Origin of the sequence: Vibrio sp. 10N.222.52.C3 (genome assembly GCF_041474195.1) — a bacterium.
Lineage (GTDB): Bacteria > Pseudomonadota > Gammaproteobacteria > Enterobacterales > Vibrionaceae > Vibrio > Vibrio crassostreae_C.
Window position 1 is genome coordinate 1 of the sequence record NZ_JBFRTQ010000098.1, and the last position, 14,637, is coordinate 14,637.

Sequence of the window (14,637 nt, forward strand, 5' to 3'; positions counted from 1 at the left end):
ATCTAATTCTTATTTTTATCCATTAACCGAATTTTATTGATAATTTATGTATTTGAAAATAAATAGCCATTTAAGTCGCCGTACCCTTTCCTTTGGCCTTTTGATGGTTTTTTTGATCGTTTCAACAGCCATATCGCTAAGCTACAATCATTCAAATACTGATAAAAAACAGGCACCTAAAATAGCCAAGCCCAAAAGCATTCATATTCCAACCCCAGCTCCGACATCTGAAATGGTTTCAGGGGTTGTGAAATACTCTTTTGTCAGTTCTATACTATCCTCTGGTTTGACGAACAATGAATTAAAATCACTATTGAGTCTATTAGGTGATAATTTTGACATTATTAAATCAGTTAACAACGGTGATAAGTTTTCAATAAAAACCCAACATGATGGTACAAAAACAGAATATGTCAGTGCTTTTTACTATTTAGGTAGTGATATAGAATTTTTTGCTATGAGAGGGGCGGATGATAATATCTATAACGAAAATGGATATAAAATAAACAATGACTATGTATTCCCTCTTGCTAAGCATTATCGAGTGAGTTCATCATTCGATTTAAACAGGAAACACCCTATAACGAATCGAATTGCACCTCATTTTGGAACGGATTACGCGACACCTATTGGCACAGAGATTCATTCGTTGTCCAACGGTGTCGTTTTGAAGTCTCGATATAACCGTTTCGCAGGTAACTACTTAACCATAAAACACACTGATGGAAACTATGCGCGCTACCTTCATCTTTCAGAAAGACATGTCTTAGCTGGGGAATACATCACTAAAGGTCAGATAATCGGTCTTACTGGGAATTCAGGCCGAACAACTGGACCTCACTTGCATTTAGAGCTTTCGGTTGCTGGAGTACCAGTTAACTTCGAACAATATATCAATACAGACAGAAGTTATAACAACCAATTCATTTATATCGCTCAAGCAGAACGTAAACAGTTGATGAAAAATCTCGTTCAATCAAATCAACCACAGACATAACCCCATAGGATTATGTCTCCAGTCGGATCTTCGAGATAAAACACTCAATGCAATAGTATTTTATCTTTCAACAATTGGCGACACACAAAAACTTACTTTTCGCCGAATCCATTTCAAATCATCAACTGTTAAATCAAATGCCTGCTAGATGGATTACAGCATTTGAAATCTCTACGTATGCGCCCCTTACAATCGCTCACTGCAATAATATTGCCTGTAAGGACTTTCACTCTGATTAATCTAGGGCAACATAGCGCTTTACACGCCCTAACGAACCCTTACAATGTGCAGCAAATATATTTATCAAGGTTTATCTCTATGTCTATTCAATGGTTTCCGGGTCACATGCATAAAGCCCGCAAAGAAATCGAAGAAGTTATCCCACAAGTTGATGTGATCATCGAAGTACTGGACGCTCGTATCCCGTTCAGTAGTGAAAACCCAATGATCTCTTCACTGCGCGGCGATAAGCCTTGTGTAAAAGTGCTGAACAAGCGTGACCTTGCAGATCCTGAACTGACTCAACGTTGGATTGAGCACTTCGAGAAGGAGCAAGGCGTTAAAGCGATTGCGATTACGACTAGCGTAAAAGAAGAAGTTAACCACGTTATGGAGCTGGTACGTAAACTGGCACCGCACCGTGAACAGATGGGCAAAAACATTCGTACAATGATCATGGGCATCCCGAACGTGGGTAAATCGACCATCATCAACTGCTTGGCTGGACGTACGATTGCGGTTACTGGTAACCAACCTGCGGTAACTCGTCGCCAACAACGTATCAATCTGCAAAATGGCGTGATCCTTTCAGATACTCCAGGAATCCTTTGGCCTAAAGTAGAAAACCCACACAGTGGCTTCCGCTTGGCTGCAACAGGTGCTGTAAAAGATACAGCAATGGAATACGATGAAGTGGCATTTTACACAGTAGAGTACCTAGCAAAACAGTACCCTAACCTTTTGCAAGAGCGCTACCAAATTGAAGAGCTGCCTGAGTCTGACATCGAACTGATGGAAGCGATTGGCCGTAAGCGTGGTGCACTTCGTGCCGGTGGTCATATCGACATTCACAAATGTTCAGAAATCCTGCTTCACGAATTGCGTAATGGCACTTTAGGTAAGGTAACGCTTGAGTTGCCAGAAATGATCACACAAGAGCTGATCGAAGTTGAAGAAGCGGCTGCGCTGAAAGCGGAACAACAGATTAAGAAAAAAGAAGAGCGTCGTAAGCGTTACCTGAAGAACAAGCGTTAATCGCGATTAGTTTTTATAATCTGCTTTAATTTCTGTTTACCACTCTTACACCAGCCTCTAGATATTCACGCTCTATCGATAATAGAGCGTGAATATTGCCCGCTACCGTTTGTTGATCTAGCTAACATACTGACAAATCTATAGAAATGGTCGTTTACAATCCCAAAGACTGTGACATACTACGCAAATTATTGTGTATCAATCTCGGCTAATTTCTCAATGCGCTCTTATTCTGGGTTCAAGAATCAAAGATTTAAAACCTATTTCGATAATGAAATTTATTTGCCGTACATAAATTTCATCTACATCCCTATCTCAATATTCTGTGCTTTTATCGTCACCGACTACATCCACTTTGGTAGCGAGTGCATTACGCCTATCATTTCCCGAGTCATACTTTTTTTATTGATGATGGCCGCCGCCAGATACTGTATTACAAACAAACCCAACGTTTTGGAACTCGTAGAAAGTGCCTTCCTTGTAATTAGCTCACTTTTCTTGGTCTATGTCGGTCGACTAGCCATCGAGCTGAACAACTTCGATTACCAAGGTGGCATCATTTTAGTGATGATCTACATTGGTACGTTTTCAAGATTGTCAGCCAGATACAGTATATCTACGCTGTCGTTTATCTTTTTGGCTTATCTCATCGGCCTTGCGCCACTGCTTTATGAAGCGGAGCCAGAGCATGAAATAGAAACAATTTCCGTTTATATCTCGGCTTACATCCTAATCTCAGCGGCCTGTGTTAGACGTGACCTGGAAGTACACAAACGTTTCGCTCAATCCGAGCAACTCCGCAAACAAGCGATTCAGCTTCGCAAGCAATCTAATATGTTCGAGGCCCTTTCCTATCAAGACGCACTAACGGGCTGCTACAACCGCCTTTATCTTCATCAGGTGATAGAACCGAGCATAGACCGTCAGCGATCCATTACATCGCTCATGATAGATATTGATCATTTCAAATCGATTAACGACACCTACGGCCATCAAATGGGTGACATGGTGATTAAAGAACTGGCCGATGAGATTCAAAAACGACTACCGACTAGCAGTAACTGCTTTCGATACGGCGGTGAAGAGTTTTTGGTGCTGGTCCAAGGAGAAACCGAGGCTTCAATTGAATCGCTGGTTAATGCCCTTTTAGAATCCCCTACTCGCCTTAGATTAGAAGTAACAATTTCAATCGGTGTGAAACATGCCCCTCAAGCCCTTGGTTCTGTCGAGCAGCTTATCGACGACGCTGACCAAGCACTCTACATTTCGAAAAAAGGCGGTAGGAATAAGATCACATGGTGTGATTAATCGCCCAATATTTCACGCATCTTTGCGAATCATTAAAACGACCACTAATTCAATCAAAAAAGCCCCGAGCAACTTAATACTCGGGGCTTTTGTCTTTGTTCTTCTGCTTTAAAATAGCTTCGTTAAGAACCTGCTACTCAGCAAAAAAACAGTATTCAACAAGAATCGACTAAGAATACACAACGCTCGCTGTTTTCTGTTCAAGTTCAACGGGAGAGCTCCAAGAAATCACTTTTTCATTCACTTGGCTGCCACATGGTGCGTTCCAAACTTGCTCTAGTTCTTCTTTGCCACCAATCGCCTGATAAAAAGCAATCGCTTGGTGGTTCTCAGACATCACCTCTAGGTAAAGCCCTGAGTCCGAATAGTATTGCTGCAACCACTTCGACAATTCAGACAACAGACGCTTGCCTACACCTCGTCCACGATAATTATTATCTACATGTAACGCATCGATGAACGTACCACGCTCAAAGTTGTGATTACCGAACGCGCAGACAAAACCAACCAGTAAACCGCCTTCCTCAAGCAATAAAACATGTTGGTTGAAAGGAGGATTAATCAAACGAGTCTGCCAAATAACAGATCTGTCCTCCAAAACATCATGTTCTAGGTAATCATCAGCAAGAATGCCACGGTAATATAGCTTCCAGCTATCCGCGTGTAATTGGGCAATCCGCTCATAATCTTTATATTCAGCTACCTTAATTTCCATTTATTAGCCCTTAGTACTTCCATTTATGACTTGCTACTACATTTCACACTACCTTTATACAATATTTAAGCAAAACATACTAATACACGTTTACACTTTCAATATTGACTTACACGTGTACGCTGATATTCTAGCGCACAGATGTAAGCCCAATGGAAATTTGCTAATGAATAGTGCCGACAAACAATCTACAAAAAAGCCGCCATTAATCTGGCTCAATATTTTTGTGTTCTCTTTTAGTATGCTGCTTGCTGTTGTAGCGGCTCCCGTTTATGGCTACTTTTTTGGCTATGGCATGGAGCACTGGATATGGCTAGCAATCTGCTTTACGTTCTGTAACCTTTCAATCACGACAGGTTATCACCGCTTATGGTCACATAAAGCGTTTGAAGCGCATTCAAGCCTAAGATTCCTGTTTGCATTAGGTGGTGCATTTGCCCTGCAGAACAGCGCGCTACACTGGTCTTCTGATCACCGTGTTCACCACAAGCATGTCGATAACAACGACAAAGACCCATACTCTGCAAAACGTGGATTTTGGTACTCACACATTGGCTGGATGATTCGTAATTACAGCACCTCAATGTACGAAAACTACGAAAACTGCCGTGACCTTAAAAAAGATAAGATTGTTATGTGGCAGCACAAGCACTATGTTCTGTTAGCATTACTAATGAATTTCGGTGTTCCTATCGCTTTAGGCGTGATTTACGGTGACGTGATTGGCATGTTGTTAATCGTAGGTGCAGTTCGTTTGGTACTTAACCACCACACAACATTCTTTATTAACTCTCTTGCTCACATCTGGGGTAGCCAACCTTTTACTGACAAAAACACAGCGCGTGATAACGGTGTGTTAGCAGTACTCACTTTCGGCGAAGGCTACCACAACTTCCACCACATCTTTGAGAACGACTACCGTAACGGCATCTACTGGTGGCAATACGATCCAACAAAATGGTTGATTAAGAGTGCTTCGTTGATGGGACTGGCAAGTAAGCTTAAGAAAACCCCTCAAGCTCGTATTGAGAAAGCTGAAGCGTCAATGTTACTTAAACGCACCCAGCAAAAAATCATGCATCGTGCCGACAAGCAACAAATCGCAGAGAAGCTTCAACAAGAGTTTGATGCTCTAGTATCAAACATGAACGAATATTACGAAGTTAAAAAACAGCTACTTGAAAGCAAGCGCGAAGACGTTGTGAAGAAGTACGAACACTCTGTTCTTAAGGTTCGTTATCAGCAAATCAAAATGAATTTCGAACAACAGAAGAAAAATTGGGCAATGACGGTTGAGCAATACGCTTAAGGTAAGACAGTACGCTTAACACCCCAGTAACAACACAGTTTGATTCTTATTCAAAAGCCCTCATATTGCTATGAGGGCTTTTTTTAATAAGCATAACCTACTCGGCTCTGGCCCTATGCTCTCGAGTTTGAATTGTGGATGGTAAGAACCATAGTTATTGGATTTCAGAACTCTTTCTTCATTCTGAATTTATACTTATATTACTTAAACTTACCGAGTTTAAAGCGAAGGAATTGAAAATGAGCAAACTGACTATTATTGCAACGATCGTCTCTAAAGAAGACAAAACTGAGCTTGTAAAAGCTGAGATGATTAAATTGATCGATAAAACCCGTGTTGAAGACGGCTGTATTAACTACGATCTGCACCAAGATAACAGTAACCCTGCTCACTTCGTTTTTCATGAGAACTGGGAGTCTGAAGTTCATCTAGAGAAACACTTAGCGAGCCAACACATCGCTGACTACATGGCTGCGACTGAAGGTTGTATTGAAACCTTTGTGCTTAATAAAATCACGCACATTGCCTAACCAGTCACTCAGTACTAATTCAATAAAAAGCCCTGCTCTGATCGCAGGTTTTGTCTTTTCTACAAGCTTATATCTGCTCATTCTAATAATGAAAAAACCCGCCAGAGTAGCGGGTATGGTCAATAATCATGACTGTCAAAGACAGATAGGTAACAACCATCAATCCAATATTGAGTACCACTTTACAGTGGCACTCTGACATTTCTTTTGCTGATCGCTAGCACGGGGGCACTAGTTAAAAGCACGAGCCAAAATGCCATTCCCTTGATATTGGTAAACACTTGAATTACTACTTACAAAGACCGATTCTCCGGGCTTAAGAGAAACTGACCGCCCTTCTGAAGTGACGGTCGCCTCTCCTTCCACACAGAACAAGATCTCCGCGCTACGTAGATACTGTGACTTGCTCTCATCAGTCGCAGACAAGATATCAAAGCCAAAGTCATCCACTGGAATCGGATAACTCATCTTGCCCTCTTTCAATACAGGCTTAAGGCGGATATCTTCTGGCTTAATCGGCTCAAAGATTGTGTTGTCGATAAGCTCAGGGACATCGATATATTTGGGAGTGAGACCGGCACGCAGCACATTGTCTGAGTTTGCCATAATCTCTAAACCCGTACCTTGAACATAAGCATGTGGGGTTTCTGCGAACAGGAACATCGCTTCACCGGGCGCCAGCTCAACCGTGTTAAGCATTAATGGCGCAAATAAGCCAATATCACCAGGATAATGCTGTTTGAATTCGATGCTGTATTGAAGAGCTTCACGCCCCATGACCGTTTTGGCTGGTCGCGCATGTGCAGCATAAAGCTCATTAAGCGCAGACGCTTTGCGGTCACCTTCAAGAGACATAATGGCGCTAAAGAACGACTTCAAAGAATCACTGTCGGCATTGGCTTTTAGTACATTAAGCTCAATCGCTAACGAAGGAATATCCGCTTCTTCGAACAAGGCAATAATGTCGTCGATTGGACGAAAGCCATTCATCGCTTTGTAGAAGGTCAACGCATAAACCAACTCAGGTTTATGGTTTGGATCTTTGTAGTTGCGATTAGACGCATTCAAAGGGATACCAAGTGCATTCTCACGCTCAAAACCTAATTCTGATTTTCGCTTGTTCGGGTGAACCTGAATCGATAACGGTGTTTCAGCGGCCAACACCTTAAACAAGAAAGGCAATTCACCGAAACGAGCCGCCGTGTATCCGCCTAAGACATCGATTTTGTTTTCATCAATCATGTGAGAAAGCGATTCACCGGTATCGCCTACCTTTGAACAACCATTTGGATGAGCACCCATCCAAATTTCTGCTTGAGGTTCCTGGTTTGGGTTCACAATACCAAACAATTGGTTAATGGAGTCTTTGCTTCCCCATGCGTAGTTTTGAATAACGTTGTCGAGTTTAAATAGAGACATAATTACTTCTCATTAAAAATCTGGCTACCAAGCTTGAGCGTGGCGGCGATATTACGGGCAGTGCGAGTCAGGTTTTGATTCGCTTCTGATAAAACTTGGTCTAAAGACTGAGGTGAACGTACGGTTCCAAATAAGCTAGACATTGAGCCGTAAAGTTTTTCAACGTCTTGCCCCAAAGAGCCCGCAATTCCAATGGTTGGAATACTCAACTTTTGAGCTCGCTGAGCGATGCCGAAAGGTGTTTTACCTTGCAGGGTTTGGTTGTCCATCTGCCCCTCTCCGGTCACGACCAGTGAAGCACCTTCAAGAACCTTATCTGCATCCAAGGCATCTAATACCATCTCAATACCCGCTTTAATTTGGATATTGAATGCAAGACTTAACCCCAGAGGTGTACCACCAGCAGCACCAAATCCAGCTGTGTCGCGATGATTAGTACCCGTATGTGCTTGAGCGATATCGGCAAAGTGCCCGATCGCAGTATCAAGTTGTTCAACTTGAGCTTTTGATGCGCCTTTTTGCGGACCAAACACAGTACTGGCTCCGCTTTCGCCACATAATGGATTATTCACATCACACGCGACCACGAACGTCACTTCTTTGCATCTAGGGTGCAGTCCTTCAAGATCGATGCTTGCTAACCGGCTTAATTCGGCGCCGCCACCAGATAGCTCGTTGCCTTGCTTGTCTAATAACTTGCCTCCCAACGCTTGTAAGATGCCAGCACCTGCATCATTGGTTGCGCTGCCGCCCAAACCAATAATGATTTGTTCAACACCTTGATCTAGTGCATCTTTGATCAATAGCCCAGTACCAAACGAAGATGCGGTTAACGGTGCTCTTTCTTCTACGGTTAATAGGTCTAAACCCGATGCTTGAGCAAATTCCACCAAGGCAGTTTTTACGTTGGCGCCATCAACAGTCTGTTCCAACGAAGCCCAATAAGCCGTACATTCACGCCCGATTGGATCCGTCGTGTGCAGCCGTTGCTTCTTACCATTGAGCGCCTCTAGCAACACGTCTACCGTGCCTTCTCCGCCATCGGCGAGTGGCATTTTCACAAACTCTGCGTAAGGGAAAACATCGGCAAATCCACGCTCAATGCAAGACGCAACTTGATGAGCGTCGAGTGATTCTTTAAATGAATCAGGGGCAATTACAATTTTCATTGTCGTTCACCATTCCCGCCCACCAAGGTGAGCGGGTTATCGAAATTAGAATTTGATTTGGAATGTTTTTGCTTGGCAAGGTGCTATCTGGCCGAACTCTTCAGATGCTACATCACCTTCGCGTACGCGCTCGTCCATGCTTGTCTCTTTCCAGCTTGAAACCGCTTGAGTAAAAGAGATTGAATCCGATACTGAACCCGATTCTGCCGGGTTGTAGACACGCATGATCAGTGCATCTTCGTCTTCCGCTTTCTTCAGCACACTCAACACCGCGCCTGATTGTTGCTTAGACAGAAGGCTAAAACTCATAGGTAGGTTCTGCTCACCCACGTTGAGCTTCATCGCGTTGTAAGGGATCTTGTTGTAGCATTCGATTAGAGTGACATTGTCACGTGCTTGCGCCATGATGTTCGCGTCAATATGGTTACCAGAGAAGCCACACAGTGTGAATTCACACACTAATTTGCCGCGCACTTGTGAATCTGGGGTCGGGATCTTGATACCAGAAGGACGCCCCGGACGAAGCAATAGCTCTTCTTTACCCAACACGCCAATACCACGGAATAGTGTCAGTGCGAAGGTATCTCTATTTTCGTCACCTTTAGATGCAATCACTTCAAATTCACGCAGACCATTCGACATAATAGCCATACCCGCTTTGCCGTTTTCTAGCGCAGCAAAGTTCATTAACTGATACACAGGAACCGGTGCTTCTTTCCACTTCTCTTCTTCCCAAACCGCCATTGCAGGGTCATTGGTTGGTCGAGTAATACAACCGAACTGGTTATCTGCTACCACAGTTTCAGAAATAAATGGCGTAGGTACTAATACACGTACACGGTGGTCGTCGGCTTGGTTGTCCAATTCCATACGGACTTCGATGCGGCGAGAACCTTGCTTCAATACCACTTGGCATTGCGCTTCAACGAATCCATTTTGACCCGTGCGTTCTTCACGCTCTGTAAGGTTTGCTGGCACGTTCATGCGGAAAGCGATGTTTGCTACCGATTGGAAACCTTGGTGGTCAATTGATGTTTCTACCGGGAATTCATCAGAGTACAACAGCCACTCTTGACGAGATGGAGAGTAATCGTACTCATCGCCGTCATCAGAACCATCTTCTAAACGAAGTGCTTGGTCGAATACTTGCTCTGTCTCTTTATCGAAAATAGTCAGAGTACCGTTGTCGTTTACATTAATTCGGTAGTATTCGTTCTCTAGCAAGTAGTCTTTCTGCTCTGCGACTTTAACTGCGCCCTTCTCATTACCTTGGATGTGTAACGTGGTGAAACCCATCGCTGGTACAGTGCGTTTGATTTGAATATCAAACTCCATGAAAGGGTCGTAGTTGCCGTAGTGAACGATTTGACGGTCTACTTTACCTGGGTCGATTTGGCGCTTGTCTTGGATGAAGTATTCAACTGGGTTTTCGTTTTCATCAAAGATAGAAAATTCTTGAGCACGGATAGTGATGGTTGTGTTCACCACTTCTTCACGCTCATACGGAGAAAGATTAAACATCGCCAGTTTGTCGCAACCTTCGCGATCCGGCATATGGTCAACAATCTTACGCTTGTAGAAGTGAATCAGGTTGGTCGCCATGTCGTCAGCAAGGATGTAACGGTTTAAGATTTCAGCGTGTACCTTGTCTGAACAACAGCAACCAATAGAGTCATGAGCGTGGTTCTTCATGCTCTCTTTCCACATTTTCTCAATCAAACCTTGGTGGTATTCAAAACCTAATGTCCAAGCGATAGACGCTAGCGGTTCTAAGATGTTTACAATCTTGTTTTCGATTTCTGCGTGGATCAGTTTGATGTCCATACGCGTAGAAGAGATCGTACGGTGAACACGCATGTATTTACCGTCGTTGAACTCGCCTTTGATTGTGTCGAGTTGGTCGCGCGCCGCTTCTACTTTCTCGAACACTTCTTCGTAACGGCTCATTGAGAATTCACGATCTGGGTAGATTTCGCGAAGCTTGTCCATTACTTCAAAGATGTCTTTTTGAATCGGCATTTGGTCGTGGCCGTTCGGTAGCAAGATATCTTTAGTCACCGATGGCTTTTCTAGCACTGGGAAGTACTTATCTAAACGAGCACGCAAGCCTTCTTCGTCTTGTGGAAGGTATTTACCAATCGCGTAACCCAGCGGAAGCACTTGTGCCGTTACTTCACTGCCGTCATTAGACTGCCATAAGAATTCTGTTTTGTTGGTGCCATGACGCTCTGAACAACCACGCCAGAACATTGCACGCGTGATGTCGAAGCCGTTGTAGATCATTGGCAGCTGTGAGCTCATGCTGAATGAATCTGGTAGGTAACCAATCTTCATTGCATCGCCAAACTTCATACAGTCACGAATACCATACATCATGTTGCGTACAATTGACTCACCAGAAACTTGCATTGTGTCGGTTTGAGAATACCAAGGGCCAATAATTAACTTGCCCGCTTCAACCAATGCTTTTACGCGCTCTGTGTTTTCTGGTTTGATTGCGAAGTAGTCTTCTAAAACGGCGGTTTGACCATCTAGAACGTAGTATTTGTATTCTGGATCGCTCTCCAGACGGTTCATGATTTCTTCCATGTTGTTCACAAGAAGAATACGAGACTCTTCTGTTGTGAAATACCATTCACGATCCCAGTGCATGTGAGGAGTAATATGTACGCGTGATGTAGTCATAATCATTTACCTAAATGTGTCGCTTCGAGTAAAACTAAAGTTCGAACCCAAATACGACTAAATTAAATTTTTTCAAGGGGTTAAAATTGGCTGCCACTAAATTTAGGGTGCAGAAAACCACGCCCAGAATCTGTGTGAATAAAACCGTTAGGAGCACAGGTATTTAGGGCAGCCAGTTGTTTGTTATTTTTTATATATTGATTTCGCAGTGAGTTAGGAGCTAACTCAAAATTCAGTTAGTTCTGTGTTGCAGTACTTGCTTCAAATTTACCCTTTTTTACCGCGTGACCACGCCACATCAGAAGAGTAATGGTTGAAATCACTGTGCCGACAATCGCAGCACCGAACCAGATTGCAGCAGCAGAGAATGCGCCTAAACCAGAATCGTGTAACAAGAAAATAGAGAAGATACCTGCGCCCGGAGTGGATAGACCAATACCTGCCGCACCCACCATTGCACCTGTTACTACAGAGCCTAGTAAGAATGAGCCGATTACACGGATTGGATCTTCAATCGCCATTGGGATTGCACCTTCAGTAATACCCGCAAGACCAAGTAGCCATGTAGATTTACCGGTTTCAATCTCAAAGTCTTTGAATAAGCGTGGAGCAATCATGGTAGAAGCCGTTACCGTGAACGCCGATACCATTTTTACTGAGCCAAAGATTGCGTAAGGACCATAAACACCGTTTGCCATTGCACCTAAACAGAATGCGTAAGCAGCTTTGTTTACCGGACCACCTAGGTCGAATGATACAAACAGACCTAAAATTGCACCCAATAACAACGCATTGGTGCCTGACATACCGTTCAACAAGTCCGTTAAACCTTGGTTTAAGAACGCTACAGGTTTACCGATAACAAACAGCATCAAGCTACCCGCTACCAAAGTACCAATCACAGGGTAAAGGTAGAAAGTAAGGAAACCGTTAAATGCAGGGCCTAAGCGAACATGCTCTTTTACCCAACGCATTACGTAACCAGCAATCAAACCACCAACAACACCGCCTAGGAAACCAGAACCAATGATGTTTGCGGCAATACCCGCAGCAAAACCAGGACCAAGTGCCGGTTTGTCGGCTAATGAGTATGCTGTGTAAGCTGCCAGTACTGGCACCATTAATGTACCTAATAGGCCGCCACCTAATTTACGATACATCCACAGCCAAGAATCTTTTGTTGCGTAAAGCTCTTGCAGGTCAAAAATTTGTGCGATAAGAACAGCAACCGCAAGAACAGTACCACCAGCAACGATAATAGGAACTGCGTAAGAAATACCAGAAAGCAGCGCTTGTTTAAGCTCAGTTTTCAGTGGCAGTTTTTTCGGTTTGTCATCAGTAGCCACTGTGCGTTCTGCACCGTTACCTTTTTTCGACTCTTCAATCGCTTCATTTAGAATGCGTTCACCGTGTTTAATCGGTTCTGCAACTGGCGTTTCAACACGAGGGATTCCGTTAAAACGATCCACTTCTTTAATCGCGACTTCAGCAGCAAAAACACACGCCATAGCATTGTTTAATTGCTCAGCCGTCAAACGATCTTCAATGCCATTTGCGCCCTGCTTTTCAACATGAACCTTGTAGCCAAGCTTTTTGCCCGCTTTTTCAAGGTATTCTGCAGCCATATAGGTGTGAGCAATGCCTGCAGGGCAAGCAGTAACACATACAATTGTCGGCGCATTTGTATCTAAGTTGTCTTGTTTTTCTTCTTGCTGATTATCGCCATCAAGAAGCGCGAAGATTTCATCAGCGGTTGTTGCTTTTAATACTGCTTCACGAACATCGTCATCAACCAATGTGGTTGTCAGTTCGGTCAGCAGGTGCATGTGGGTAGAACCCGCTTCTGCATTTGGAATGGCAATTAGGAAGATAAGATTCACATCTTCGTCTTCATCTAGGCCTTTCCATTTCATGTCTTCTTTCAATGTTGCAACAGCGAAACCAGCTTCTTTAACCGCGTCAGTCTTGCCGTGCGGTACTGCTAGGCCTTCGCCAAGCGCTGTCGGGCCTTGCTCTTCACGAGCAAATACTGCATCAAGATACTCTTGTTTGTTGTGCAGTTTGCCTTGCTGATTCAGTTGGTCAGCAAGTGCGTAAATCGCTTCTTCTCGACTGCTAAACGTAGTTTGCAGATTTACGAGCGACTTATTCGTTAGAGTAGTAAGTTTCATAACCTTTGTCCCATAGTCACAGATTAGTACGACAGTCGTCCCTGTCGACGAGATGAATAATACAACCTCAAGACATTTAATCCGTGATCACGATCTCATCAATACATATTTGTATTTAATTTGTATTTAAAACTGTATTGGTAAATCCTTTAAGAAAGCTTGTTATGTATCGTTTAATTTGTATTATATGTACTACAAAACGCCGATACGATGCTCACACTAACCTTTAAAGCAAAGCTTATATAGAGCAAATTTACGTATTTAAGGTACAGGTTGTTAATCAAAGTCTAGTTGTCCTAGCGCACAAATGAGGCAAAAATGGCAAGACTCCCTATGTATCGCCAAATCGCCGATGCAATAAGAGAAAAGATCAGTTCTGGAGAATATAAAGTTGGAGAAGCACTCCCAACGGAAGCGCAATTGCGTGAAGTATTCTCGGTAAGCCGCGTAACGGTTAGGCAAGCACTGAAACTACTGATCGAAAACGATGAGCTTGAAAGCGTTCAAGGCAGCGGCACTTACGTAAAAGAGAACAAGATCAATTACGACATCTACAAACAGTCGAGCTTTCAAGAAAAGTGGGCGCATTTGGATGTGGTTACACACAGTGAAGTTCTGGCCTTCGAAATGAAGCCGTGTTCTTTGGCGATGTCTGAACATTTAGATATCAAAGAAGGCGAATTGGTTTTCTACGTAAAACGTGTTCGTTTCATAGACAACAATCCAATCACGGTTGAAGAAACTTGGTTACCTGTTGCTCTATTCCCAGATCTCACCTATCAAGTGATGCAGACATCAAAATACGACTTTATTGAGAACACCAAAGGCATGGTGATTGATCGAAGTGAGCAGGAATTGGTACCGATTCTTCCGCCTGAAGACGTTGCTAAACAGTTAGGTATTGACCCAGCTCAGCCTATCATTGAAAAACGTACTCGCGGTTACCTCGCCAATAACACGGTGTTTGAATACAGCCGTAACTACTTCACGTCTAACGATTACCGATTTACTTTGGTCGCAAGACGCCAGAGATAATGCTCATCAGCAAGTTTCGATAGTAGCAAATCGAGTAGGAGGAGG

Annotated in this window: 11 protein-coding genes; 6 read left to right on the top strand and 5 right to left on the bottom strand. The window is 43.4% G+C overall.

Annotated elements, in window-relative coordinates; translation table 11 throughout:
* Nucleotides 1-46 precede the first annotated feature (46 nt).
* The 3 genes from AB4517_RS15800 to AB4517_RS15810 all read left to right on the top strand — a co-directional run bounded on the left by AB4517_RS15800 (nucleotide 47) and on the right by AB4517_RS15810 (nucleotide 3,559).
* A complete protein-coding gene (locus tag AB4517_RS15800) occupies nucleotides 47-997 on the top strand; it encodes a peptidoglycan DD-metalloendopeptidase family protein (RefSeq protein WP_017064506.1) in 951 nt (316 codons plus the stop codon).
* A gap of 318 nt (nucleotides 998-1,315) precedes the next feature.
* Nucleotides 1,316-2,251: a ribosome biogenesis GTPase YlqF gene (ylqF, locus tag AB4517_RS15805; protein WP_029405588.1), complete on the top strand. Its 936-nt coding sequence runs from the start codon at nucleotides 1,316-1,318 to the stop codon at nucleotides 2,249-2,251.
* Between the two features lie 282 nt (nucleotides 2,252-2,533).
* Nucleotides 2,534-3,559: a GGDEF domain-containing protein gene (locus AB4517_RS15810; RefSeq protein WP_372148654.1), complete on the top strand. Its 1,026-nt coding sequence runs from the start codon at nucleotides 2,534-2,536 to the stop codon at nucleotides 3,557-3,559.
* A 169-nt stretch (nucleotides 3,560-3,728) separates the two neighbouring features.
* On the opposite strand, the gene AB4517_RS15815 is transcribed toward AB4517_RS15810, so the two are convergent.
* Entirely contained in the window at nucleotides 3,729-4,274 is a 546-nt protein-coding gene (locus AB4517_RS15815) for an N-acetyltransferase (protein ID WP_017062600.1), read from the bottom strand.
* A 166-nt stretch (nucleotides 4,275-4,440) separates the two neighbouring features.
* Between AB4517_RS15815 and AB4517_RS15820 the strand changes: the two genes are divergently transcribed.
* A complete protein-coding gene (locus tag AB4517_RS15820; RefSeq protein WP_017062601.1) occupies nucleotides 4,441-5,583 on the top strand; it encodes a fatty acid desaturase in 1,143 nt (380 codons plus the stop codon).
* 239 nt (nucleotides 5,584-5,822) lie between these two features.
* Complete coding sequence (locus AB4517_RS15825; RefSeq protein ID WP_372148656.1) at nucleotides 5,823-6,113, top strand: putative quinol monooxygenase; 291 nt, start codon at nucleotides 5,823-5,825, stop codon at nucleotides 6,111-6,113.
* A gap of 231 nt (nucleotides 6,114-6,344) precedes the next feature.
* On the opposite strand, the gene manA is transcribed toward AB4517_RS15825, so the two are convergent.
* The 4 genes from manA to mngA all read right to left on the bottom strand — a co-directional run bounded on the left by manA (nucleotide 6,345) and on the right by mngA (nucleotide 13,557).
* Nucleotides 6,345-7,532, bottom strand: coding sequence for a mannose-6-phosphate isomerase, class I (manA, locus tag AB4517_RS15830; RefSeq protein ID WP_017070588.1), 1,188 nt, complete (start codon nucleotides 7,530-7,532; stop codon nucleotides 6,345-6,347).
* A 2-nt stretch (nucleotides 7,533-7,534) separates the two neighbouring features.
* Nucleotides 7,535-8,701: a glycerate kinase gene (locus tag AB4517_RS15835; protein WP_102320779.1), complete on the bottom strand. Its 1,167-nt coding sequence runs from the start codon at nucleotides 8,699-8,701 to the stop codon at nucleotides 7,535-7,537.
* Nucleotides 8,702-8,746: 45 nt separating this feature from the next.
* Nucleotides 8,747-11,386 (bottom strand): mannosylglycerate hydrolase, encoded by a 2,640-nt coding sequence (gene mngB / locus AB4517_RS15840; protein ID WP_372148659.1) that lies wholly within the window; start codon nucleotides 11,384-11,386, stop codon nucleotides 8,747-8,749.
* A 236-nt stretch (nucleotides 11,387-11,622) separates the two neighbouring features.
* Nucleotides 11,623-13,557 carry a PTS 2-O-a-mannosyl-D-glycerate transporter subunit IIABC gene (gene mngA, locus AB4517_RS15845; protein ID WP_372148662.1) on the bottom strand — a complete coding sequence of 645 codons (1,935 nt, stop codon included), beginning with the start codon at nucleotides 13,555-13,557 and terminating at the stop codon, nucleotides 11,623-11,625.
* Between the two features lie 318 nt (nucleotides 13,558-13,875).
* Between mngA and AB4517_RS15850 the strand changes: the two genes are divergently transcribed.
* Complete coding sequence (locus AB4517_RS15850) at nucleotides 13,876-14,592, top strand: GntR family transcriptional regulator (protein WP_009845448.1); 717 nt, start codon at nucleotides 13,876-13,878, stop codon at nucleotides 14,590-14,592.
* Nucleotides 14,593-14,637 lie beyond the last annotated feature (45 nt).

What these genes read in the sequence shown, in the direction of transcription:
- AB4517_RS15850 (WP_009845448.1), top strand. Translation starts at nt 13,876, where the DNA reads ATGGCAAGACTCCCTATGTATCGCCAAATCGCCGATGCAATAAGAGAA.
- ylqF (WP_029405588.1), top strand. Translation starts at nt 1,316, where the DNA reads ATGTCTATTCAATGGTTTCCGGGTCACATGCATAAAGCCCGCAAAGAA.
- mngA (WP_372148662.1), bottom strand. Translation starts at nt 13,557, where the DNA reads ATGAAACTTACTACTCTAACGAATAAGTCGCTCGTAAATCTGCAAACT.
- AB4517_RS15835 (WP_102320779.1), bottom strand. Translation starts at nt 8,701, where the DNA reads ATGAAAATTGTAATTGCCCCTGATTCATTTAAAGAATCACTCGACGCT.
- AB4517_RS15820 (WP_017062601.1), top strand. Translation starts at nt 4,441, where the DNA reads ATGAATAGTGCCGACAAACAATCTACAAAAAAGCCGCCATTAATCTGG.
- AB4517_RS15815 (WP_017062600.1), bottom strand. Translation starts at nt 4,274, where the DNA reads ATGGAAATTAAGGTAGCTGAATATAAAGATTATGAGCGGATTGCCCAA.
- AB4517_RS15825 (WP_372148656.1), top strand. Translation starts at nt 5,823, where the DNA reads ATGAGCAAACTGACTATTATTGCAACGATCGTCTCTAAAGAAGACAAA.
- mngB (WP_372148659.1), bottom strand. Translation starts at nt 11,386, where the DNA reads ATGACTACATCACGCGTACATATTACTCCTCACATGCACTGGGATCGT.
- AB4517_RS15800 (WP_017064506.1), top strand. Translation starts at nt 47, where the DNA reads ATGTATTTGAAAATAAATAGCCATTTAAGTCGCCGTACCCTTTCCTTT.
- manA (WP_017070588.1), bottom strand. Translation starts at nt 7,532, where the DNA reads ATGTCTCTATTTAAACTCGACAACGTTATTCAAAACTACGCATGGGGA.